General features: G+C 61.1%; 22 protein-coding genes. 12 read left to right on the top strand and 10 right to left on the bottom strand.

Annotated elements, in window-relative coordinates; translation table 11 throughout:
* The first annotated feature begins 53 nt into the window (after positions 1 to 53).
* The 5 genes from K0H47_RS16240 (at position 54) to K0H47_RS16220 (ending at position 6,154) form a co-directional block, all read left to right on the top strand.
* The gene (locus tag K0H47_RS16240) at positions 54 to 1,676 is read left to right on the top strand and encodes an MFS transporter (protein ID WP_010172258.1); all 1,623 of its coding nucleotides are present in this window, start codon (positions 54 to 56) and stop codon (positions 1,674 to 1,676) included.
* A gap of 235 nt (positions 1,677 to 1,911) precedes the next feature.
* Positions 1,912 to 3,861 (top strand): DNA topoisomerase III, encoded by a 1,950-nt coding sequence (locus tag K0H47_RS16235; protein ID WP_063031231.1) that lies wholly within the window; start codon positions 1,912 to 1,914, stop codon positions 3,859 to 3,861.
* Positions 3,862 to 3,996: 135 nt separating this feature from the next.
* Positions 3,997 to 4,437, top strand: a complete 441-nt coding sequence (locus K0H47_RS16230) for a CBS domain-containing protein (RefSeq protein ID WP_063031233.1) — start codon at positions 3,997 to 3,999, stop codon at positions 4,435 to 4,437.
* 14 nt (positions 4,438 to 4,451) lie between these two features.
* Positions 4,452 to 5,300: an NAD-dependent protein deacetylase gene (locus tag K0H47_RS16225; RefSeq protein WP_201139922.1), complete on the top strand. Its 849-nt coding sequence runs from the start codon at positions 4,452 to 4,454 to the stop codon at positions 5,298 to 5,300.
* Positions 5,301 to 5,824: 524 nt separating this feature from the next.
* Positions 5,825 to 6,154 carry a hypothetical protein gene (locus K0H47_RS16220; protein ID WP_063031237.1) on the top strand — a complete coding sequence of 110 codons (330 nt, stop codon included), beginning with the start codon at positions 5,825 to 5,827 and terminating at the stop codon, positions 6,152 to 6,154.
* A 63-nt stretch (positions 6,155 to 6,217) separates the two neighbouring features.
* On the opposite strand, the gene K0H47_RS16215 is transcribed toward K0H47_RS16220, so the two are convergent.
* Entirely contained in the window at positions 6,218 to 7,126 is a 909-nt protein-coding gene (locus K0H47_RS16215) for a LysR family transcriptional regulator (protein ID WP_177070147.1), read from the bottom strand.
* Between the two features lie 133 nt (positions 7,127 to 7,259).
* On the opposite strand from K0H47_RS16215, the gene K0H47_RS16210 reads away from it, so the two are divergent.
* From K0H47_RS16210 to K0H47_RS16200, 3 genes are read left to right on the top strand one after another with little or no spacing between them, the layout of a single operon-like run.
* On the top strand, positions 7,260 to 7,958 hold the full coding sequence (locus tag K0H47_RS16210) for a CoA transferase subunit A (RefSeq protein ID WP_063031241.1): 699 nt from the start codon (positions 7,260 to 7,262) through the stop codon (positions 7,956 to 7,958).
* 31 nt (positions 7,959 to 7,989) lie between these two features.
* Entirely contained in the window at positions 7,990 to 8,649 is a 660-nt protein-coding gene (locus K0H47_RS16205) for a CoA transferase subunit B (RefSeq protein WP_017475483.1), read from the top strand.
* Positions 8,650 to 8,660: 11 nt separating this feature from the next.
* On the top strand, positions 8,661 to 9,842 hold the full coding sequence (locus tag K0H47_RS16200; protein ID WP_093198419.1) for an acetyl-CoA C-acetyltransferase: 1,182 nt from the start codon (positions 8,661 to 8,663) through the stop codon (positions 9,840 to 9,842).
* Between the two features lie 60 nt (positions 9,843 to 9,902).
* On the opposite strand, the gene K0H47_RS16195 is transcribed toward K0H47_RS16200, so the two are convergent.
* Positions 9,903 to 10,322, bottom strand: a complete 420-nt coding sequence (locus tag K0H47_RS16195) for a PaaI family thioesterase (RefSeq protein WP_063031245.1) — start codon at positions 10,320 to 10,322, stop codon at positions 9,903 to 9,905.
* Positions 10,323 to 10,472: 150 nt separating this feature from the next.
* On the opposite strand from K0H47_RS16195, the gene K0H47_RS16190 reads away from it, so the two are divergent.
* Positions 10,473 to 11,246, top strand: coding sequence for a DUF4349 domain-containing protein (locus tag K0H47_RS16190; RefSeq protein WP_177026275.1), 774 nt, complete (start codon positions 10,473 to 10,475; stop codon positions 11,244 to 11,246).
* Here the strand turns inward: K0H47_RS16190 and K0H47_RS16185 are convergent.
* The gene (locus K0H47_RS16185; RefSeq protein WP_177026276.1) at positions 11,243 to 12,328 is read right to left on the bottom strand and encodes a DUF1615 domain-containing protein; all 1,086 of its coding nucleotides are present in this window, start codon (positions 12,326 to 12,328) and stop codon (positions 11,243 to 11,245) included. The two genes, K0H47_RS16190 and K0H47_RS16185, sit on opposite strands and share 4 nt — an antisense overlap.
* 146 nt (positions 12,329 to 12,474) lie before the next feature.
* Here K0H47_RS16185 and K0H47_RS16180 point away from each other — a divergent pair, with 146 nt between their 5' ends.
* Positions 12,475 to 13,089: a LysE family translocator gene (locus K0H47_RS16180; protein WP_177026277.1), complete on the top strand. Its 615-nt coding sequence runs from the start codon at positions 12,475 to 12,477 to the stop codon at positions 13,087 to 13,089.
* Between the two features lie 63 nt (positions 13,090 to 13,152).
* Here the strand turns inward: K0H47_RS16180 and hemB are convergent, their stop codons facing one another.
* The 3 genes from hemB to K0H47_RS16165 all read right to left on the bottom strand — a co-directional run bounded on the left by hemB (position 13,153) and on the right by K0H47_RS16165 (position 15,800).
* Positions 13,153 to 14,127 (bottom strand): porphobilinogen synthase, encoded by a 975-nt coding sequence (gene hemB / locus K0H47_RS16175; protein ID WP_017475488.1) that lies wholly within the window; start codon positions 14,125 to 14,127, stop codon positions 13,153 to 13,155.
* Positions 14,128 to 14,250: 123 nt separating this feature from the next.
* On the bottom strand, positions 14,251 to 15,093 hold the full coding sequence (locus K0H47_RS16170) for a PhzF family phenazine biosynthesis protein (RefSeq protein WP_219273200.1): 843 nt from the start codon (positions 15,091 to 15,093) through the stop codon (positions 14,251 to 14,253).
* Between the two features lie 8 nt (positions 15,094 to 15,101).
* Positions 15,102 to 15,800, bottom strand: a complete 699-nt coding sequence (locus tag K0H47_RS16165) for a glutathione S-transferase N-terminal domain-containing protein (protein WP_177070139.1) — start codon at positions 15,798 to 15,800, stop codon at positions 15,102 to 15,104.
* Between the two features lie 217 nt (positions 15,801 to 16,017).
* On the opposite strand from K0H47_RS16165, the gene K0H47_RS16160 reads away from it, so the two are divergent.
* Positions 16,018 to 16,719 (top strand): hypothetical protein, encoded by a 702-nt coding sequence (locus tag K0H47_RS16160; RefSeq protein WP_063031257.1) that lies wholly within the window; start codon positions 16,018 to 16,020, stop codon positions 16,717 to 16,719.
* Between the two features lie 50 nt (positions 16,720 to 16,769).
* Positions 16,770 to 17,825 carry a permease gene (locus K0H47_RS16155; protein ID WP_063034003.1) on the top strand — a complete coding sequence of 352 codons (1,056 nt, stop codon included), beginning with the start codon at positions 16,770 to 16,772 and terminating at the stop codon, positions 17,823 to 17,825.
* 128 nt (positions 17,826 to 17,953) lie between these two features.
* Here the strand turns inward: K0H47_RS16155 and mnmH are convergent, their stop codons facing one another.
* The 4 genes from mnmH to K0H47_RS16135 form a co-directional block, all read right to left on the bottom strand.
* A complete protein-coding gene (gene mnmH / locus K0H47_RS16150; RefSeq protein WP_219273198.1) occupies positions 17,954 to 19,057 on the bottom strand; it encodes a tRNA 2-selenouridine(34) synthase MnmH in 1,104 nt (367 codons plus the stop codon).
* Entirely contained in the window at positions 19,057 to 20,091 is a 1,035-nt protein-coding gene (gene selD, locus K0H47_RS16145) for a selenide, water dikinase SelD (RefSeq protein ID WP_063031261.1), read from the bottom strand. Before selD ends, mnmH begins: the two co-directional genes overlap by 1 nt.
* A 133-nt stretch (positions 20,092 to 20,224) precedes the next feature.
* Positions 20,225 to 20,971 (bottom strand): TerC family protein, encoded by a 747-nt coding sequence (locus tag K0H47_RS16140; protein ID WP_093198453.1) that lies wholly within the window; start codon positions 20,969 to 20,971, stop codon positions 20,225 to 20,227.
* Between the two features lie 28 nt (positions 20,972 to 20,999).
* A complete protein-coding gene (locus tag K0H47_RS16135; RefSeq protein ID WP_177026281.1) occupies positions 21,000 to 21,272 on the bottom strand; it encodes a hypothetical protein in 273 nt (90 codons plus the stop codon).
* Between the last annotated feature and the right edge of the window lie 62 nt (positions 21,273 to 21,334).

Genomic DNA, 21,334 nt, shown 5'->3' with positions numbered 1-21,334 from the left:
GATTCGGCGCCGACAGTGGAACAACAATAAATAATCACTGTGAGGGCTACCCAATGTCAGAACACGCTCAACCCCTGGACCCGGCGCTCGGCGCACGCTCGAGCAACGACACGCAGAAAGTCATCTTCGCCTCCTCCCTCGGGACGGTGTTCGAGTGGTATGACTTCTTCCTCTACGGCGCCCTCGCGGCGGTGATCAGCAAGCAGTTCTTTGCCGGGGTCAACGACACCACGGCGTTTATCTTCGCCCTGATGGCCTTCGCGGCCGGCTTTGTGGTGCGCCCGTTCGGCGCCCTGGTGTTTGGTCGGCTGGGGGACATGATCGGCCGCAAGTACACCTTCCTCGCCACCATCATCCTGATGGGCCTGGCGACCTTCTGCGTGGGCCTGCTGCCCACCTATTCAAGCATCGGCATCGCCGCACCGATCATCCTCGTGGCACTGCGCATGCTCCAGGGCCTGGCGCTGGGCGGCGAGTACGGCGGTGCGGCCACTTACGTGGCCGAGCATGCACCGGCGGGCAAACGCGGCTTCCACACCAGCTGGATTCAATCCACCGCGACCCTCGGCCTGTTGCTGTCGCTGCTGGTGGTGCTGGCGTGCCGTTACTTCACCGGTGACCAATTCGAAGTGTGGGGCTGGCGCCTGCCGTTCCTGCTGTCGATCGTGCTGCTGGGCATCTCCACCTGGATCCGCCTGAGCCTGCACGAGTCGCCGGCGTTCCTGAAAATGAAAGAGGAAGGCAAGGCCAGCAAGGCGCCGATCCGCGAGTCGTTCGGCAAATGGGAAAACCTCAAGATCGTGCTGATTGCGCTGTTCAGCATTAACGCTGGGCAAGCCGTGACGTTTTATGCCGCACAGTTTTATGTGCTGTTCTTCCTCACGCAGTTTCTGAAGATGGACCCGGCACTGGCCAACATGCTGCTGATCATCAGCGTGGTGATTGGTGCGCCGTTCTTCATCTTCTTCGGCTGGCTCTCGGACAAACTGGGGCGCAAGCCGGTGTTGATGGTCGGCCTGCTGCTGGCCACCGCGTTGTACTTCCCGATCTTCAAGGGCCTGGCCCACTACACCAACCCGGCGATGGACCATGCGAGCCGCCAGTCACCGATCACGGTGTTGGCGGATCCAGCCACCTGCACCTTCCAGTTCGACCCGGTGGGCAAGGCGCGGTTTGACAGCCCGTGCGACAAGGTCAAGACCTTCCTGGTGAAACAGGGCCTGCCGTATGAAAGCGCGGCCGCCCCGGCGGGCAGCGCGGTGCAGGTGAGCGTGGGTGATGTGCGTATCGATGGTTACGACGAAGCTGCCCTGAAAGGCGCGGTGACGCTGGCGGGTTATCCGCAGTCGGCAGACGTGGCGCAGGTCAACAAAACCATGGTGGTGGTGCTGATCGTGGCACTGATCCTGATCGCTGCCATGTGCTACGGCCCGCTGGCAGCGCTGATGGTGGAGCTGTTCCCGACACGCATCCGCTACACCTCGTTGTCGCTGCCTTACCACATTGGTAACGGCTGGTTTGGTGGGTTCCTGCCAACGGTGTCGTTTGCGCTGGTGGTGTACACCGGCGATATCTTCTACGGCCTGTGGTACCCGGTGGTGATTACCGGGGTGAGCCTGATCGTGGGGCTGATTTGCCTGAAAGAGACCAAGAACGTGGATATCGACAATAACTAAACTTCGATCCGGCTGACACTGGAGATTCAGTGTGGGAGCGGGCTTGCTCGCGAATGCGGAGTGTCAGTCGCCGGATAGGTTGACTGATACACCGCTTTCGCGAGCAAGCCCGCTCCCACATTGGGTTTAGCACCAGACACACAAATTGCTGTATATCCATCCAGATAAAAGTTGCCCAATTCTGATTTATTGCCCATCCTGCTCCCCATTCAATTTCGTAACGAATGTGGTGACCATGCGGCTGTTCCTCTGTGAAAAACCGTCCCAGGCCAAGGATATCGCCGCCGTGCTCGGCGCGACCCGCCGTGGCGACGGTTGTTGGCTGGGTTCAGGCGTGACGGTGACCTGGTGCATCGGCCACCTGCTGGAAACCGCCCCGCCCGACAGCTACGACGCCAAGTACAAGCGCTGGGTGCTGGCCGACCTGCCGATCATCCCCGAGAAATGGAAGATGCTGGTCAAGCCCAAGACCGCCAGCCAGTTCAAGGCGGTCAAGCGTCTGCTGGGGGAAGCCCAGGAATTGGTGATCGCCACCGATGCCGACCGCGAAGGCGAGATGATCGCCCGGGAACTGGTGGAGCACTGCCGTTATCGCGGCCCCATCCAGCGACTGTGGCTCTCGGCCCTCGACGACGCATCCATCCGCAAGGCCCTGGCCTCGTTGAAGCCCGGTGCAGAAACCTTCAGCCTCTACCATTCGGCCCTTGGCCGCTCCCGCGCCGACTGGCTGATCGGGATGAACATGAGCCGCCTGTTTACCCTGCTGGGCCAACAGTCCGGTTATCAGGGCGTGTTGCCGGTTGGGCGTGTGCAAACCCCGACCCTGCGGTTGGTAGTAGACCGGGACCGCAGCATTGCCGACTTTGTACCCGTCGCCTATTGGGCCATCGATGTGGACCTGCTCCATGACAACATCACCTTCACTGCGCAATGGCGCGCGACCGAAGACGCCTGTGATGATCAGGGCCGTTGCCTCAATCCGGAGCTTGCCCGGGACGCGGCCAACGCCATGAGCAACGCCGCCAGTGCGCGACTGGTCAAACTGCGTACCGAGCGGATGCGCGACGTGGCGCCCCTGCCCTTCGACCTCGGCACCTTGCAGGAAATCTGCTCGAAAAAACTCGGCCTCGGCGCTCAGGAAACCCTGGATGTTGCGCAGTCGCTCTACGAAACCCACAAAGTGATTACTTACCCGCGCAGCGATTGCGGCTACCTGCCCCTTAGCCAGCACGGCGACGCGTTGAAAATTCTCGCGGCGCTGGGCCGGGCCGATCCGGCAGTGAACGCGTTGATGCCGCACATGGACCCACAACGTCGCTCACGGGCCTGGAACGACGCCAAGGTCAGTGCGCACCACGGCATCATTCCCACCGGCGCCGGCAAGGATGTCGGGCAACTGACCGGCAAGCATCGCGCTGTGTACACCCTGATTCGCGCCCGCTACCTCGCGCAGTTCCTTCCCAACCATGAATACGACCGCACCCAGGCCGATTTCGACTGCGCCGGTGAAGCCTTGCGGGCAGTTGGCAAAGTCATCGTGGAACCTGGCTGGAAACGCGCATTGCCGGAAGCATTGGCGCCGGCCAAGGGCCGTGAAGCACCTGCGCCGCAGTCCTTGCCGAAACTGGTTCAAGGCCAGGACTACACCGTGGCCAAGGTCAACCTCAAGGACCTGTGGACCCAGCCGCCCAAGCCCTTCACCGAAGGCGACCTGATCAAGGCGATGAAGAACGTCGCCAAGCTGGTGGAAGATCCGCTGCTCAAGCAAAAGCTCAAGGACACCACCGGGATCGGCACCGAAGCCACCCGCGCCGGGATTATCCAGGGCCTGCTGGATCGCGGTTACCTGGTGAAAAACGGCAAGGCGCTGTCGGCAACGCCTGCCGCGTTCAGCCTGATCGATGCGGTGCCACGGGCAATCGCCGACCCCGGCACCACGGCCATCTGGGAACAGGCGTTGGACATGGTGCAGAGCGGTGAGATGAGCCTGGAGGAGTTCGTGGCCAAGCAGGCGGCGTGGATGAGCAAGCAAGTCACCCGCTGCACCGGCATGCGCCTGACCATCAGCGGCCCGGCCAGCCCGGCAGGACGTGGCGCTACGCCGTGGAAAAACAAACGCAAACCGGCCAAGCGCAAGACAGCCACCAGCCCGAAGCGGGCGGCGAAACCGGCAAACAAAGGCTGAGAGGCACTAAAAAGTCGCGACAATGACGTTTTTCGACGGGATGTATGCCGCTTTGGACCTTGCCCTGCCGCGGGCCATCCAGGATTCTGTAGGGCCTGCTAACCTCCCAACAATAACAACACCGGAGTGGCCTCCATGAAAACCGTTGCCCAAGTGCTGAAGTCCAAAGACCAGCAAAACCAGCAAGTCCACACTATCCCCCACGACCATACGGTATTTGAGGCCTTGATCGTGATGGCGTCGAAAAACGTCGGGGCCTTGCCAGTGCTCCAGGACGGAAAGGTGGTGGGCATCATCAGTGAACGAGACTATGCCCGTAAGGTCATCCTCCATGGATTGTCTTCGGTGACGACCAAAGCCCACGAGATCATGAATTCACCGGTGATCACCGTCGACACTCACCAGACTGTCGAGACCTGCATGACTATCATGACCGACCGACATCTGCGCCACCTGCCTGTGGTAGAGAACGGCGAGCTCCTTGGTCTGCTATCCATCGGCGACCTGGTCAAGGAAGCGATTGCCGAACAGGCCGACTTGATCAAACAGCTGGAGCAGTACATTCGCGGCGAATAATCATTGGGGACCCCATGCTCGATACCCTGCAACATCAAGTCGATAACCAGCTCGACAGCCTGCACCGGGCCATGGCCGAACGGCGCTTCCTGGTGCTGACCGGTGCGGGTATCAGCACCTCTTCGGGGATTCCCGATTATCGCGACAGCGAAGGCGTGCGCCGGGGCAAGGCGCCGATGATGTACCAGGAGTTCCTCGCAACCCCGGAGGCACGCCGCCGCTACTGGGCCAGGGCGATGCTCGGCTGGCCGAGGGTGTGTGTCGCACAGCCGAACGCGGCGCATATCGCGTTGGCCACCTTGCAGCAGCGCCAGCGCATTACCGGGCTGATCACCCAGAACGTCGACACCCTGCACGACCAGGCCGGCAGCCATGATGTGATCGAACTCCACGGCAGCCTGCACCGGGTGCTGTGCCTGGATTGCCAGCAGACCAGCGAACGGGACCTGATCCAGCGCCAGATGGAAGCGGAGAATCCGTACCTGGCGGGTGTGGACGCGGTTCAGGCACCAGACGGTGACACCCTGCTGGACCCGGCCTTTGAAGGACGCTTCCAGGTGCCCCGCTGCCCCCATTGCGGCGGGCAACGGCTGAAGCCGGATGTGGTGTTTTTCGGCGAGAACGTCGCCCAGGGCACGGCCGCCAAGGCGATGGCGGCCGTGGACGAAGCGGAAGGCTTGCTGGTGGTGGGCTCATCGTTGATGGCGTATTCAGCGTTTCGCTTGTGCAAGGCGATGGTTGAGCAGGGCAAGCCTGTGATTGCCATCAATCTGGGCAAGACACGGGGCGATGAGCTGCTGCAACTCAAAATCGAGGCCTCCTGCGAACGTTTGTTGCCATTGCTGGCAGAACGTCTGGGATAGCCAAATCCTGCTTTTCTGTGGCGAGGGAGCTTGCTCCCTCGCCACAAAAGCGTTGCCAAACCCTAGACCCACCCGCACAAAAAATGACGCTCAAGTCACGCTTTCCGCTCTCATCCCCGTCCCACGGGGATTTATGTAGTGCTCAAAAATAATCACTACATAATCGTTGACGTAACCATTTTGTAATTGCATGATTCAAGCGTCTCCCGGATCGGGAGCGTTGGTAACACGTGTTTTGAACAAGCTCGTCTGACCGCCGAGCTGTTTTTTCCGGATGTGCACTGCCCACAAGGCAGATTGATGAAGCTGACCGGCCCGAAAGGATCGGTACAAGGAGCTCAAACGCTGCTTGTCTTCGTTATGAAACCATTGCGTAGCAGTTCATCAGCAAGACTACATGCATCGGTTCAAGACCCTGCCCGTATTCGGCAGACAGTCGCTGACGCCCGGTTTTCTGAGCCGGAGACAACTTAGTAGTTTTAATGGATCAACTAAAGATCGCCAACTGGTCAAGGGGCTTACACATGAATCTGAACAACCAACCAACTATCGAAGAATTGGCTGAGATGTTCGCAGCGCAGAAAGACACGCTCGACGACCATATCCTCTGGATTGGTAAATCGGGCCAGGTCCATATTGACTGCCTGGCGCCCCATACCGTGGAAGAAGAGTTCGACAGGAATAACCGTGAACTGGCAGCGCGCCTGAAGATGTACCGCCGCGGCCAGGGTTATGTCGGCAAGAAAGCCGCCGCTGATCGCAACTTTATCGAGCAGGTCTTTCATACACTTAATACCGAGTGGCAGAACCTTAAAGGCCATTCGCACGTTAAAGTGATCGACAGATACTGCTGATAACTACGCACTGATTACTTAAGCCTGCTCGCTTAAACGAGCAGGCTTTTTTATTGCCGACGGTTATTGCAACAACGCCGGAAAACGCCCCTTCCCCGCTTCATCGCAAAAAATATCAAACATGGCTTGGGCCGCTGCCGAAAGTTCGTGCCCCGGCTTGGTCAATACACCAATCGGCCGTTCAATCACCGGATCGCTCAAGGTGATGCAGTGGGCACCCGCTTCCTGCATCTGGCGCGCACACAACGCCGGCACCGCGCTGACGCCCAAGCCACTGGCAACCATCTTGCCCACTGTCGCCAGTTGATGGCTCTCCAGGGCCACCGGCAGCTTCATGTCCAGCACCTTCAGATGTTCTTCCAGCATCACCCGCACCGTGGACGGTCGCTGCAAGGTGATGAAGGGTTGTTCCAGCAGGGTGTGCCAGTCGATATCGGACCGGCGCGCCAACGCCGAGTCACCGGGCACTACCGCGACAAAGCGATCCACATACAACGGGGTAAACACCAGCGACGAGCTTTCCGTAGGCTCAAACGCCACGCCCAGTTCCACCTGGCGATCGCGGACCATTTCCAGCACCTGCTCGTTGATCACGTCATTCACCGTCACGTTGACCTGGGGATAGCGCGCCCGAAAAATCTTCAGGATCGGCGGCAGCAGGTTCCCGGCAAACGACGGCATCGCTGCCACCGTCACCCGCCCGCGCTGCAAGGTGAAACGCTGGCGCAACTCATCCTCGGCATTGTCCCAATCGGCGATCAGGCGCCGGGCCAGGGGCAGCAGGGATTCACCTTCGGGGGTCAGCGCGACATTTCGGGTATTGCGGCTGAACAAGCGTCCGCCCAGGCCTTCCTCCAGACCTTTGATGGTCAGGCTCAAGGCCGACTGGGAAAGATGCAAACGCTCACAGGCCGCCGCAAAGCTGAGGGTCTGGGCCACGGCAAGAAAGGCGCGCATCTGTTTAACTGTCATGAAGCTTCTCCCGATGGCTGACGACTATGCTGTTTTTTAAATCAATCAACCTTAAAAAACAACTTAACAAATCAATCCGTCAGCGCAACACTCGGTTCATATGGCTGGCCCACAAACAATAAAAGAGGTGCATATGGCAGGTTTTGATAAACGCGTAGCGTCCTATGAAGAGGCGCTGGCAGGCCTGGAAGATGGCATGACGGTGCTGGCGGGTGGTTTTGGCCTGTGCGGCATCCCGGAAAACCTCATCGCCGAAATCAAACGCAAAGGCACCCGCAACCTGACCGTGGTTTCCAACAACTGCGGCGTTGACGGCTTTGGCCTGGGCCTGCTGCTGGAAGGCAAGCAAATCAGTAAGGTCTTCGCGTCCTATGTCGGTGAAAACGCGCTGTTCGAGAAGCAACTGCTCAGCGGCGAAATCGAAGTGGTCCTGACACCCCAAGGCACCCTCGCCGAAAAACTGCGCGCTGGCGGTGCCGGCATCCCGGCCTTCTTCACCGCCACCGGCGTCGGCACCCCCGTCGCTGAAGGCAAGGAAACCCGCGAATTCAACGGTCGCCCGTACCTGATGGAAGAATCCATCACCGGCGACTTCGCCATCGTCAAAGGCTGGAAAGCCGACCACTTCGGCAACGTGATCTACCGCCACACCGCTCAGAACTTCAATCCGCTGGCTGCCACCGCCGGCAAGATCACAGTGGTCGAAGTCGAAGAAATCGTCGAACCGGGCGAGCTGGACCCGGCGCATATCCATACCCCAGGGATCTACGTCGACCGGATCATTTGCGGCACCTTCGAGAAGCGCATCGAACAGCGCACCCTCCGCAAATAATCCACCAGCCCAAACAATAAGGAGACAAACAATGGCTCTTACCCGCGAACAAATGGCTCAACGCGTCGCCCGCGAAATGCAGGACGGTTTCTACGTCAACCTCGGCATCGGCATCCCGACCCTGGTGGCCAACTACATCCCCGAGGGCATGGAAGTGATGCTGCAGTCGGAAAACGGCCTGCTGGGCATGGGTCCGTTTCCGACTGAAGAAACCATCGATGCCGACATGATCAATGCCGGCAAACAGACCGTCACCGCACGTATTGGCGCGTCGATCTTCTCCTCGGCCGAGTCCTTCGCGATGATTCGCGGCGGCCACGTCGACCTGACCGTGCTTGGCGCCTTTGAAGTCGACGTACAGGGCAACATCGCCTCGTGGATGATCCCCGGCAAGCTGGTCAAGGGCATGGGCGGCGCGATGGACCTGGTGGCCGGTGCCGAGAACATCATCGTGATCATGACCCACGCGTCCAAGGACGGTGAATCCAAGTTGTTGAGCCGCTGCAGCCTGCCGCTGACCGGCGCCAACTGCATCAAGCGCGTGCTGACAGACCTGGCCTACCTGGAAATCGAAAATGGCGCTTTTGTCCTCAAGGAACGCGCACCTGGCGTCAGTGTTGAAGAGATCGTCAGCAAGACAGCCGGTAAACTGATCGTCCCGGACCATGTTCCAGAAATGCACTTCCAGTGAGGACAGATTCCATGCAAGACGTCGTGATTGTTGCTGCCACCCGCACCGCCGTGGGCAGCTTCCAAGGTTCGCTGGCAAGCATCCCGGCCCCGGAGCTGGGGGCTGCGGTGATCCGTCGCCTGCTGGAGCAAACCGGCATCGACCCCGCGCTGGTGGATGAAGTGATCCTTGGCCAGGTGCTCACCGCCGGCAGCGGCCAGAACCCGGCCCGCCAGGCCTCGATCCTCGCCGGCCTGCCCCACGCCGTACCGGCCCTGACCCTGAACAAGGTCTGCGGTTCGGGCCTCAAGGCCCTGCACCTCGGCGCGCAAGCGATCCGTTGCGGTGACGCCGAGGTGATCATCGCCGGCGGCATGGAGAACATGAGCCTGGCCCCGTACGTATTGCCGGCCGCTCGCACCGGCCTGCGCATGGGCCATGCGAAAATGATCGACAGCATGATCACCGACGGCCTGTGGGATGCGTTCAACGACTACCACATGGGCATCACCGCCGAGAACCTGGTGGACAAGTACGGTATCAGCCGTGAAGCCCAGGACGCCTTCGCCGCCGCCTCCCAGCAAAAAGCCACGGCGGCGATTGAAGCCGGGCGTTTCAGCGATGAGATCACGCCGATCCTGATTCCCCAGCGCAAGGGCGACCCGGTGGCCTTCGCCGTGGACGAACAGCCACGCGCGGGCACCACTGCTGAATCCCTGGCCAAGCTCAAGCCGGCCTTCAAGAAAGACGGCACCGTCACCGCCGGCAATGCCTCCAGCCTCAACGACGGCGCGGCTGCCGTGCTGCTGATGAGCGCAGACAAAGCCAAGGCCCTGGGCCTGCCGGTACTGGCACGCATCGCCAGCTACGCCAACGCCGGCGTCGATCCTGCGATCATGGGCATTGGCCCGGTTTCGGCCACCCGCCGCTGCCTGGACAAGGCCGGCTGGAACCTGGGCGACCTGGACCTGATCGAAGCCAACGAAGCCTTCGCCGCGCAGTCACTGGCAGTGGGCAAAGAGCTGGAATGGGACGCGGCGAAGGTCAACGTCAACGGCGGCGCGATTGCCATCGGCCACCCGATTGGCGCATCAGGCTGCCGTGTGCTGGTGACCCTGCTGCATGAAATGATCAAGCGTGACGCCAAGAAAGGCCTGGCCACCCTGTGCATCGGTGGCGGTCAGGGTGTAGCCCTGGCCCTTGAACGCAGCTGATTTCAAAGAGCAACATGGAAAAGGCCCGGTTCCACGAAAACCGGGCCTTTTCTTTATCGGTCAGTCCCGCACCTGGGGCACCGCAAACACCGCATTTGCCCGCACGACCACCTTCTCCCCGACCTGCACGCTGACCGTGGCAAACGCCATCTGCCGCCCACGCTTGTGGTGTTCCAAGCGCACCTCGATCCACTCCCCCACCTGCACCGCGCCGAGATAATCCAGAGTCATGCTCGCCGTGATCAACGGCAGCGGCGGCTCGCTGGAAAAGGCCATGGCGTAGCCCATGCCCACATCCGCCAGGGTGGCCAACACGCCACCGTGCACGGTGCCGCGTCCGTTGGCGTGGCGGTTGTCGGCGCGCAGGCCAATTTCCAGCTGCACCCCTTCACCACGGCAGTACACCGGGCCCAGCAGGTCTAGCAAAGGGCTGCTGCGAGACAACGGGACAAAACCTTCGGGGACAACATGGGCGGTCATGGCAAATTCTTCCCTGGAGTGAGCCTTGAGGTGTACCCCAGCCCTTGGGCGACGACTATCAAGATCAGCGCTGCAAATCCTTCACGATGCTTTGCGTTAATCCGCCGGACCCGGTTTAATCGCCACTTTTGCACACCCCAAGGAACTGCAATGCGCCATCCGGACGGCAAAACCTCTCTGCTACTGATGCTGCTGGTCTTGGCCGGCTGCTCACCCAAAAGCCATTCCGAAGCCACCGTAATCAGTGGCGAACAAGGCAAGGCCGGGGCGCAACTGGCCTACGAGCATGAGCTGAGCCTCTCGCTGCCCGTCGCCCTGCTCGCACCGCGCATGCAGGCCACCCGCGAAGCCTGCGAGTCGGCGCGGTTCGGCCCGTGCAATATTCTCGGTATCAAGCAAGACAGCGACGGCGGCCAGATGGTGTTGCGCATTGCACCCGCCGGCGTTGAACCACTGGTGGCCATGGCGGCCGAAGGTGGCAAGCTGGGGCAGCGGATTACTACCGCCGAAGACCTGGCCGATGCGGTCGCCGATGTGCAGCGTCGTCAGGAGCGCTTGCTGGCCCAGCAGCAGCGCCTGGATGAACTGGCCAAGCGCAAGGACATCACCGTGGGCGACCTGATCACCTTGAGCAAGGAGCAGGCGAATATCGAAAACGACCTGCAGGAACTGGCTCAGGCCGCCGCAGGCCAAAAGCGTCGCCTGGACACCAACCGCGTGACCCTGAATTTCAGCACCTCCGACGGCCTGCAACAGCAGTCACGCTTGAGCCGCATGTTCAGCAACCTGGGCGAAAACCTGGTGGACGGCACCGCCGACGCCCTGGAGCGCGCCAGCTATGTGTTGCCGTTCGTGATCCTGGCCTTCCCGGTGTTGTGGCTGTGGGTGTGGCTGTGGCGCAAGTTGGTCAAGCGTCGCCCCTAACGCTTCATGCAACGCTGATAACGCTCGTCCACGCGCTTGGCGAACCAGGCGGTGGTGAGGTTGCGGGTGATCTTCGGGCTTTTCAGCACGATGCCCGGCAAGATGGCTCGCGGCACCGGTTTGCCGGCGGCCTTGTCGGCCAGGGCGAACACACGCTGGTACAGGGTGGTATCTTCAAAATCCAGGCGCTCACCCTGCTCCAACTGGCTGCGGATGCTCGGGTTGCGCATGTCCAGCGCCTTGCCCAGGGAACGCACCGCCAACTCGGTGGTGCCTGGCAGGAAAGAGCCGTAGTTGATCAAGTCGCCGTCCAGCGCCAGCGTGGTACCCGAGACCCGACTGACCGCCGCCTGGAATGCCGCATTGCGGCTGGCGTACCAACCGGCATTGAAGTCGGCGAAGCGGAACAGCATCTGGTCGTAATGCACCGGGTAGCCCAGCAAATGGGTGATGCCAAAGTACATGCCGCCTCGACGGGTAAACACTTCCCGACGAATGCTGCCATCCACGGTGTAGGGATAATCCCGGGCCTGCTTTTGTGCGAAGTCGATGCTGACCTGCATCGGGCCTGCGGTATGCACCGGGTTGAAGCCGCCAAACAGGGTATTGCCCAAGGGCACGACGCTGATGAAGTCGTCAAAGATCCCACTCAGATCCCGCTCGGTACGCGCAGCGTTCAAGCGCTCGGCGTAGGACTTGCCCGTGGGCGAGCGCAGTTGCAGCGCCGTGCGCACCAGCACCGCCGGCACGTGGACTTTAGCGGCGCGGCGCAGGATTTCGTCCTGGGCGATCTTGCCCATGTTCGGTACCGGCGGGTCAACCTGATAGGTGGACTCCTGCTCGGTCACGGCCAATACCGCGCAGATGTTTTCCGTGCTGGGGTAGATTTTCTGCGTATTGAAGGCGGTGTAGATGTCCTGGGCCCAGCCGCCACGATCCGGCACGCTGGCCGGCATCAGCCGCACGATCTGCGCCTTTACCTCGGCTTCGCTGCGCTCGGGCAATTGCTGGGTGCGCTGGCTGGAGCAGCCGGCCAGCACCAGCAAGGTGGTCAGGCACAGGATCAGGCGGGATGAATGCATGGGGCTTCCTTGGGTGACGATGGGCCAGTCTTGGCAGATATCGACCGGTAAGTCTAACCGGGGTTCGCCGACCTGCTGCTCTCGCCAAAAAAACCAGGACGTGAAAGGATCAGGCACCCGTCGTTCCTACAAGGAGTTTGGATGCCATGCTTAGCCTGAACTTTCTGATCACCTGCCTGATCGTCGTGCTGATTCCCGGCACCGGCGTCATCTTCACCGTGTCCACCGGACTGACCGCCGGCAAGCGCGCCAGTGTGTTCGCCGCCCTGGGCTGCACCGCCGGGATCGTCCCGCACTTGTTGGCCTCGGTACTTGGCCTGTCCGCCCTGCTGCACACCAGTGCCCTGGCGTTCGAAGCCCTGAAGTATGCCGGCGCCGCCTACTTGCTGTACCTCGCCTACGCCACCTGGCGGGACCGCTCGGCCTTTGCCATGAACGACGCACCGACGATTTCCAGCGCCCGTAGCCTGATGGTGCGGGGCCTGTTGCTGAATATCCTGAACCCCAAGCTGACGATTTTCTTCCTGGCGTTCCTGCCGCAATTCGTCACCCCGGGCACGAGCGCACCGGCCCTGCAAATGCTGTTGCTGAGCAGTGTGTTCATGGCGATGACGTTTGCGGTGTTTGTGATTTATGGCCTGCTGGCCAATGTGTTCCGCCGCGCGGTGATCGAATCGCCACGCGTGCAGAACTGGCTGCGCCGCAGTTTTGCAGCGGCGTTTGCGGGGTTGGGGCTGAACCTGGCGTTTGCCCAGCGCTAAGGTGCAAGCAGCCGCGAACAGGCTTCTTGTGGCGAGGGAACTTGCTCCCTCGCCACAGGTTACTTAGATCCCGGCGAGCGCCAGGTCCATCGCAAAGTAGGTGAAGATCAAGTCTGCCCCAGCGCGCTTGATCGACCCCAGGGTTTCCCGCACTACGCGGGCTTCATCGATCGCGCCCGCCTGGGCACCGAACTTGATCATCGCGTACTCGCCGCTGACCTGGTATGCCGCCACCGGCAAGCGCGAGGCTTCGCGGATGTCGCGGATGATGTCCAGGTACGCGCCGGCCGGTTTGACCATCAGCGCATCTGCGCCCTCCTGCTCATCCAGCAACGACTCACGCACCGCTTCGCGGCGGTTCATCGGGTTCATCTGATAGCTTTTGCGGTCGCCCTTGAGCGCGCTGCCGCCGGCTTCGCGGAACGGGCCGTAAAGGGCCGAGGCGAATTTGGTGGAATAGGCCATGATCGGGATATGGCTGAAGCCTGCTTCATCCAGGGCCCGGCGAATGGCCTGCACCTGCCCATCCATCGCGGCAGACGGCGCGATCACGTCAGCACCGGCACGGGCGGCGGCCACGGCTTGCTTGCCGAGGTTGACCAGGGTGCGGTCGTTATCGACTTCGGCGCCGTGCATCACGCCGCAATGGCCGTGGTCGGTGTACTCGCAGAAACAGGTGTCGGACATCACGATCATTTCCGGCACCGCGTCCTTGATGATCGAGGACATGCGCGACACCAGGCCACGTTCTTGCCAGGTGTCGCTGCCGGAGGCGTCCAGGTGGTGGGACACACCGAAGGTCATCACCGACTTGATCCCGGCTTTCGCATAGCGCTCGATCTCGCCGGCCAGCTTCGACTCGGGAATGCGCTGCACCCCGGGCATGCTGGTGATCGGCACGAAGTCGTCGATTTCTTCTTCAACGAAGATCGGCAGCACCAAGTCATTGAGGGTGAATTCGGTTTCCTGGAACAGGCCACGCAACTCCGCAGAGCGGCGCAGGCGGCGTGGACGGGCTTCGGGGAACTGGCTGGACATTGATGCTCCTGAAAAAGGCAGGCCGAAAAAACATAGGGGCGAAAGCTTATGCCTCGTGCACCGCAGAGCACAAACGCCAAGTGCAGAACAGTTTATTGCAGACCCGGTAACAATTGCATTGATCTAGAGCTGTAGACGTCCGTCAATGCAAACGGCAACCGCACCGCCGACCCAGATTTCCTCGCCATGCTGTTCGACGCGGATGCGCCCGGCGCGGCCCATGGCGGTGCCCTGGCTGACCACATAGCGGCTGGGCGCCAGGCCTTCCCCCAGCAGCCACTGGGCAACACCGGCGTTCAGGCTGCCGGTGGCCGGGTCTTCCGGGGCTCCATCGCCGGCAATAAAGGCCCGCACTTCAAATTGCGCCTCGTCACCGTCCCGCCCGGGGCGCCACGGGGCGATCACGCCCACGGCCAGCCCTTGCAACTGCGAGTAATCCGGACGCAGCGCCAGTACCTGTTCCCGGTCCTCCAGCATGACCGCCAGCCAACCCGCACCGTTATCCACCCACTGGCTACGCAAAATCGCCCCGGGTTCAAGGCCCAACCCCCGCCGCACGCGCTCAATCAACTCACTCTCCAGCGGGCCGGCGCGCAGCAGCGGTGGCGCGATAAATGCCAGTTCACCTCCCTGGCGACGGATGCGCACCAGGCCGATTTCACACTCCTGGATGATCTCCTCGCCAGCGGGTTGGCCACCGGCCTGCAGCCAGGCATGGCAACTGCCGAGGGTCGGATGGCCGGCAAATGGCAATTCCTGCAGGGTGGTAAAAATTCTTACTCGGTAGTCTGCCCGTGGATCACGGGGCTTGAGCAAGAATGTGGTTTCACTGAGGTTGGTCCAGTTGGCGAAATCCGCCATTTGCTGGTCGCTCAGGCTGTCGGCGCCCAGCACCACGGCCAGCGGGTTGCCCTTGAGGGCCACGCCGCTGAAAACGTCCAGTTGTTTGAAATCGAAAGAGGCCATGCCGGTCCTTATGCTGGGATGTTCAAGCCACGGATCACCGCTGGCCGGGCGACGAACCCGTCCAGGGCCCGCAGTACGTTCGGGAAGTCGGTAATGCCCACCAGGTCGCCGGACTCGTAGAAGCCAATCAGGTTGCGCACCCACGGGAAGGTGGCGATGTCGGCGATGCTGTACTCGTCACCCATGATCCAGGTGCGGCCCAGCAAGCGTTTTTCCAGCACCTCCAGCAGGCGGCGAGACTCGGCGACATAGCGGTCACGCGGGCGTTTATCCTCATAGGCCGCGCCGGCGAATTTGTTGAAGAACCCCACCTGGCCGAACATCGGCCCGATACCGGCCATCTGGAACATGAGCCACTGGATCGTCTCGTAACGCATTGCCGGGTCTTCGGGCAGCAATTCGCCGCTCTTCTCGGCAAGGTAAATGAGGATCGCGCCCGACTCGAACAACCCAAGCGCCTGTCCGCCGGGGCCATGGGGGTCGATGATCGCCGGAATCTTGTTGTTGGGGTTCAGCGACAGGAATTCGGCGGAGAGCTGGTCCTGGGTCTCGAAGCTGACCTTGTGCGCCTCGTAAGGCAGCCCGAGTTCCTCCAGCATGATCGACACCTTCACCCCGTTGGGCGTCGGCAAAGAGTAGAGCTGCAGGCGCTCGGGATGCCGGGCTGGCCATTTGGCGGTGATGGGGAAGTCTGAAAGTGAGTTCATCGCGCGACTCCTGGTAAAAGTAGGAGAGTAGTGGTTCGGCGTCTCTCGTGCATCCGTCTTAATTCAGCAACATCTACTGGTTAATCTCCTGCACACGGCAAGGATGCCGCCCCATCTCCCCCACGAAACGAACCAAACTGCCTGGGGAGACTCTTAGAGAGCGCCCGATGGCTGGGCTTGCTTGCCCTGAATCCCTGCACCGAGACTTAGAACTTTCATGACCATCAAGCCTCTGTGCCTTGCGAAACGCTTCAAACGCTACTCCTACATCCTGCTGCCGGTATTACTGGTGAGCACCGCAGTCGGCCTTACCCTGGAATCCCGGATCAGCCGCGCCCAGCAAGTCGACGGTGTGCAAACCCTGGTGTTCCTGCGCCACGGCGAAAAACCGGCCGGCGGCCTTGGCCAACTCAATTGCCAGGGACTGAACCGTGCCATGAACCTGGCCACCGTCCTGCCGGAAAAATTCGGCAAGGCCAACTTCGTGTTCGCGCCCAACCCGACCCGCAATGTCGAGGAAGGTGAGAAAGACAACTCCTACAGCTACATCCGCCCATTGATGACCATCAGCCCCAGCGCCATCAAGCTCGGGTTGCCGGTGAACATAAAGTTTTCGGCCAATGACACCAGCGCTCTTGCTGACGAACTGGTGGAAGACAAGTACCACAACGCCATCATCTATACCGCCTGGTCCCACGGCTACCTGCCAGACCTGATCAACAAGGTGGCGAGTGAAGCGGTGGGTGAAAAACACGTGATTACCGACGATTGGTCCGGCAGTGATTTCGATACCTTGTATGTGTTGACCCTGACCTGGCACAACGGCAAGGCCACGATGCTGAGCCGCAATTACAAGCAAGGGCTAGATAACGGCCAGCAGACTTGCCCGGAAGCCACACAGGTGAGTGCCGATATTTAGGTCCCACAGCGTATGATGCTGCGCTATTGACTCATCTGCGGATCATCGAAATGTCCAACCTCTCCTCCACCCAGCCCGCCCGGGGCTGGTCCTTCTGGTGGAAACCAGCGCTGTTCCTGCTGGTGGCTTGCATCGGCCTCTACTACGTGAAGTGGTCGCCCTACTACGCCAAAGCGTTTATCGCGGCGGACAACCACAGCATCGGCGCCTCAATTCTCAACGACCAGCAAAGCGCGCCACTGGCCGCCGCGTTGGCCTATGCCCAGGTGTATTTCCTGGCGATCTGGAAGGCTGCGGTGCTGGCGGTCATTCTCGGCTCATTACTGCAGGTGCTGATCCCACGGGACTGGCTGCTGCGCCTGTTTGGCCGTGCCGGGCTGGGATCTACCCTGCGTGGCGGGCTGTTCGCCCTGCCGGGGATGATGTGCAGTTGCTGCGCCGCTCCGGTGGCGGCCGGTATGCGTCGGCAGAAGGTGTCGGTGGGCGCGGCGTTGGCGTTCTGGATTGCCAACCCGGTGCTGAACCCGGCGACACTGGTGTTCATGGGCTTTGTGCTTGGCTGGGGCTTTACCGCGCTGCGGTTGGTGGCCGGGATCGTGCTGGTAGTGGGTGTTTCGCTAGTGGCGCAACGCATCGCGCGGCCGGAGCAGGTACCGGAAGCCGCGCTCGACGCCGTGGCCCAGGCCAGCCTCACCGAAACCGAACCGTTCCTGACCCGCTGGCTGCGCACCCTGTGGCAGCTGTTCTGGAGCACGATCCCGGTGTACATCCTGGCGGTGCTGATCCTCGGCGCGGCGCGGGTCTGGCTGTTTCCCCACGTTGACGGCGCCATGGCCAACAGCCTGGTGTGGCTGGTGCCGCTGGCGATTGTCGGCACGTTGTTCGTGATTCCGACCGCCGCCGAAATCCCCATCGTGCAGACCATGATGACCCTCGGCATGGGCACCGGCCCGGCCGTGGCCTTGCTGATGACCCTGCCGAGCGTGAGCCTGCCATCGCTGCTGATGCTGCGTAAGGACTTCGATGCGCGGGTGCTGGTGACCGTGGCCGGGCTGACGATGCTGATGGGGGTGGTGTGTGGGCTGATCGGGGCTTTTATCCTGTAGTGATTGGGTGAATTCGAGGGCCTCTTCGCGAGCAAGCCCGCTCCCACATGTTGACTGCATTCCTACAGGATAAATGCGGTCGAATGTGGGAGCGGGCTTGCTCGCGAAAGGCCGGCGAACTCAATCAATTACTTACGCCGAGCGAGCCTGTCCCGGAAATACTCCACCACCGCCGCTTGCTCTCCCGCAAACTCGATGCGTGCGCCTTTGCTTTCCCGCTGGAACGCATACATCGGGTCGTAGTACTCACGCAACAGCCCTTCGATCCAGCCGCGGTGCAAATCCACCGCGCCGCTGCGGGCTTGCTCTGCCAATGCGCCCTGCATGATCGCGTGCAACCGCGCGAACCGCTCGCCGCCCAGGCGCTTGTGGATATTGCCCAGGCTCTGGGTCAGGCGTTCGGCGAACAGTTCCTGGCCAGTCTCGCCAAACACCGTGAAAAACTCAGCGCAAAGGTCCACCACGTAATCCTTCAGGATGCGCTCCACGCGGCCTTCAACGCTGTCTTCCAGCCAGACCATCGGAAAGCCCTGCATGCCCTTGTGCAAGGGTAATGGCAGGGCGCAGCTGCCGATCATGCGGCTCTCATCCTCGACCACGAACTGCTCGATACCGGCAGCACGCTTTTTCAGCAGGTCCACCGCCAGGCGGTTTTCGAAGTCGATGTTGGAGGGTTGCGCCGTGGCGCGCTTGCCGAAGCTGGAACCGCGATGGTTGGCGTGGCCTTCCAGGTCCAGGGCGTTGTTCAACTGGCCGAGCACTTCGGTCTTGCCGGTGCCGGTCATGCCGCCCAGCAATACGAAGTCGCATTGCGCGGTGGCGCTTTCAACGGTGTCAAGCAGGAAGGTGCGCATGGCCTTGTAGCCACCGCCCACTCGCGGATAGTCGATACCCGCCTCGGTTTTCAACCATTGCTGGGCAATCTGCGAACGCATCCCGCCGCGAAAGCAGTACAGCAAGCCATCAGGATTGGCCTGGGCAAAACGCGCCCAGTGTTCGATACGTTCGGCCTTGATTGCCCCGGACACCAGTTCGTGACCGAGGACAATGGCCGCCTGCTGTCCCTGCTGCTTGTAACAGGTGCCCACTCGCTGGCGCTCGTCGTCGGTCATCAACGGCAGGTTGACCACCCCGGGAAACGCGCCCTTGCTGAACTCGATCGGCGCGCGGGTATCCATCATCGGCCGGTCGTTGAGAAAGATGTCGCGGTAATCGGTGATGTCGATGGGCATCAGAACACCTCTACCGCGTTGGTCTGTCGCTCAACCAGTTCGCCGATAGGTTCAAGGTCCAGGCCCAGTTCCGCGGCCACGGCGAGGAATTCGGCATTGCCCTCGGGCGTGACCGCCACCAGCAGGCCGCCGCTGGTTTGCGGGTCGCACAGCACGCGTTTGTGCAGTTCGTTCAGGCGCCCCAGCTTGCTGGCGTAGCTGTCGAAGTTGCGCAAGGTGCCGCCAGGCACGCAGCCCTGCTCCAGGTAGTACTCAACCCCGGGCAGGCGTGGGACTTTTTCGTATTGGATGCGGGCAGTCAAATTGCTGCCGTCAGCCATTTCCACCAGATGGCCCAACAGGCCGAAACCGGTGACGTCGGTCATGGCCGTCACACCGGCCAGCTTGCCAAAACGGCTGCCGGGCTTGTTGAGGGTGCACATCCAGTCACGGGCCAGGCCCACATCGGCTTCGCGCAGCTTGCCCTTCTTTTCGGCGGTGGTGAGGATACCGATGCCCAAGGGTTTGGTCAGGTACAGCTGACAACCGGCGGTGGCGGTGTCATTGCGCTTCATGTGGCGTTTTTCCACCAGCCCGGTGACAGCCAGGCCGAAGATCGGCTCGGGGGCGTCGATGGAGTGGCCACCGGCCAGGGGAATCCCGGCAGCATCACACACGGAACGACCGCCGCGAATCACTTCCCGGGCAATTTCCGGGGCCAGCACGTTGACCGGCCAGCCGAGAATCGCGATGGCCATCAACGGATCGCCGCCCATGGCGTAGATATCGCTGATGGCGTTGGTGGCGGCAATACGGCCGAAGTCGAAGGGATCATCGACAATCGGCATGAAAAAATCGGTGGTAGACACCACGCCGCGCTCGTCGTCGATGGCATATACAGCAGCGTCATCACGGGAGGCGTTGCCTACCCACAGCTTGGGGTCAAGGTTTTGCGCACCGCTGCCGGCAAGTATCACTTCCAGCACCTGAGGTGAAATCTTGCAACCGCAACCAGCACCGTGGCTGTATTGGGTCAGGCGAATTGGCTCGTTCATGAAGGCACCTCAAAACGTCAAGGCGAAGAATCTTAACAGACGACTCCTACATACATGGACGATTCAGCGGGAACCAGGCAGCAAAAAGGCCGGCTGGGCTCTGATGAGCGCAGCCGGCCTTTCTTGACAGCGTTTACTGTTTGGCAGCGAGGCGTTTATGCCGGTTGCGTCGCATCATGTTCAGGCACTCGATAGCCGCCGAGAACGCCATGGCCGCATACACATAGCCTTTTGGAACATGGGCGCCGAAACCTTCGGCGATCAGCGTCATACCGATCATGATCAGGAAGCCCAAAGCCAACATCACAATCGTCGGGTTATCGTTGATGAACTTGGCCAACGGCTCAGCCGCCACCAACATCACGATTACCGAGACCACTACGGCAATGATCATGATCGGCAAGTGCTCGGTCATGCCCACGGCGGTGATGATGCTGTCGATGGAAAACACCATGTCCAGCAGCAGGATCTGGCCAATGGCCGAAGCGAAGCCCAGGGTCACGCTCGGCGCACCGGTGTCCACGTGCTCCTTTTCGGGGTCCATGCTGTGATGGATCTCGGTGGTCGCCTTCCAGACCAGGAACAGGCCACCGGCGATCAGGATCATGTCTTTCCAGGAGAACGACTGCCCCAGGATGTCGATGACCGGCGCGGTCAGCTGCACGATAAAGGCGATGGTGCTCAACAGGCCCAGACGCAGGATCAATGCCATGCTGATGCCGATGCGACGGGCCTTGGCCCGGTGTTGCAACGGCAACTTGTTGGTGAGAATCGAGATAAAGATCAGGTTATCGATCCCCAGCACAATCTCCATGACGATCAAGGTGGCCAGTGCGATCCACGCGGTCGGGCTAGCGGCCAGTTGTAAAAGGTATTCCATAGGTCAGTCCTGGTGTGATGTGCGGGTATCAGGTTTCTTGGGAGGTGGATTCAGGCTTGTTGTCTTGCTGTTCCTGCTTGTCCTGCTTGTCCTGCTTGCCTTCCGGCGGTGCGATCAAGCCCTTGGTCGCATCACTCAACGCCTGTTCGGCGGCCTGGTGGGTGTCGTCAATCACTTGCTTGGCCGACTCGGTGGCTTTACCCAGCAGTTGTTGCGCGCTTTTTTCCGCTTGGTCACAGCCACTGAGCATGACTAATGAAAGCCCAAGTAACGCCGTTGCGCCCAGGGAATTGAGTTTCATGATGCGTTCCTCGTTAGAACCGTCGGGTCCAAGTAGTGGCCCCTCGATAGCGACGCATTCTA

Source organism: Pseudomonas sp. Xaverov 83 (genome assembly GCF_019352905.1).
Taxonomy (GTDB): domain Bacteria; phylum Pseudomonadota; class Gammaproteobacteria; order Pseudomonadales; family Pseudomonadaceae; genus Aquipseudomonas; species Aquipseudomonas yamanorum.
This window is presented reverse-complemented; position numbering and strand designations above follow the sequence as displayed.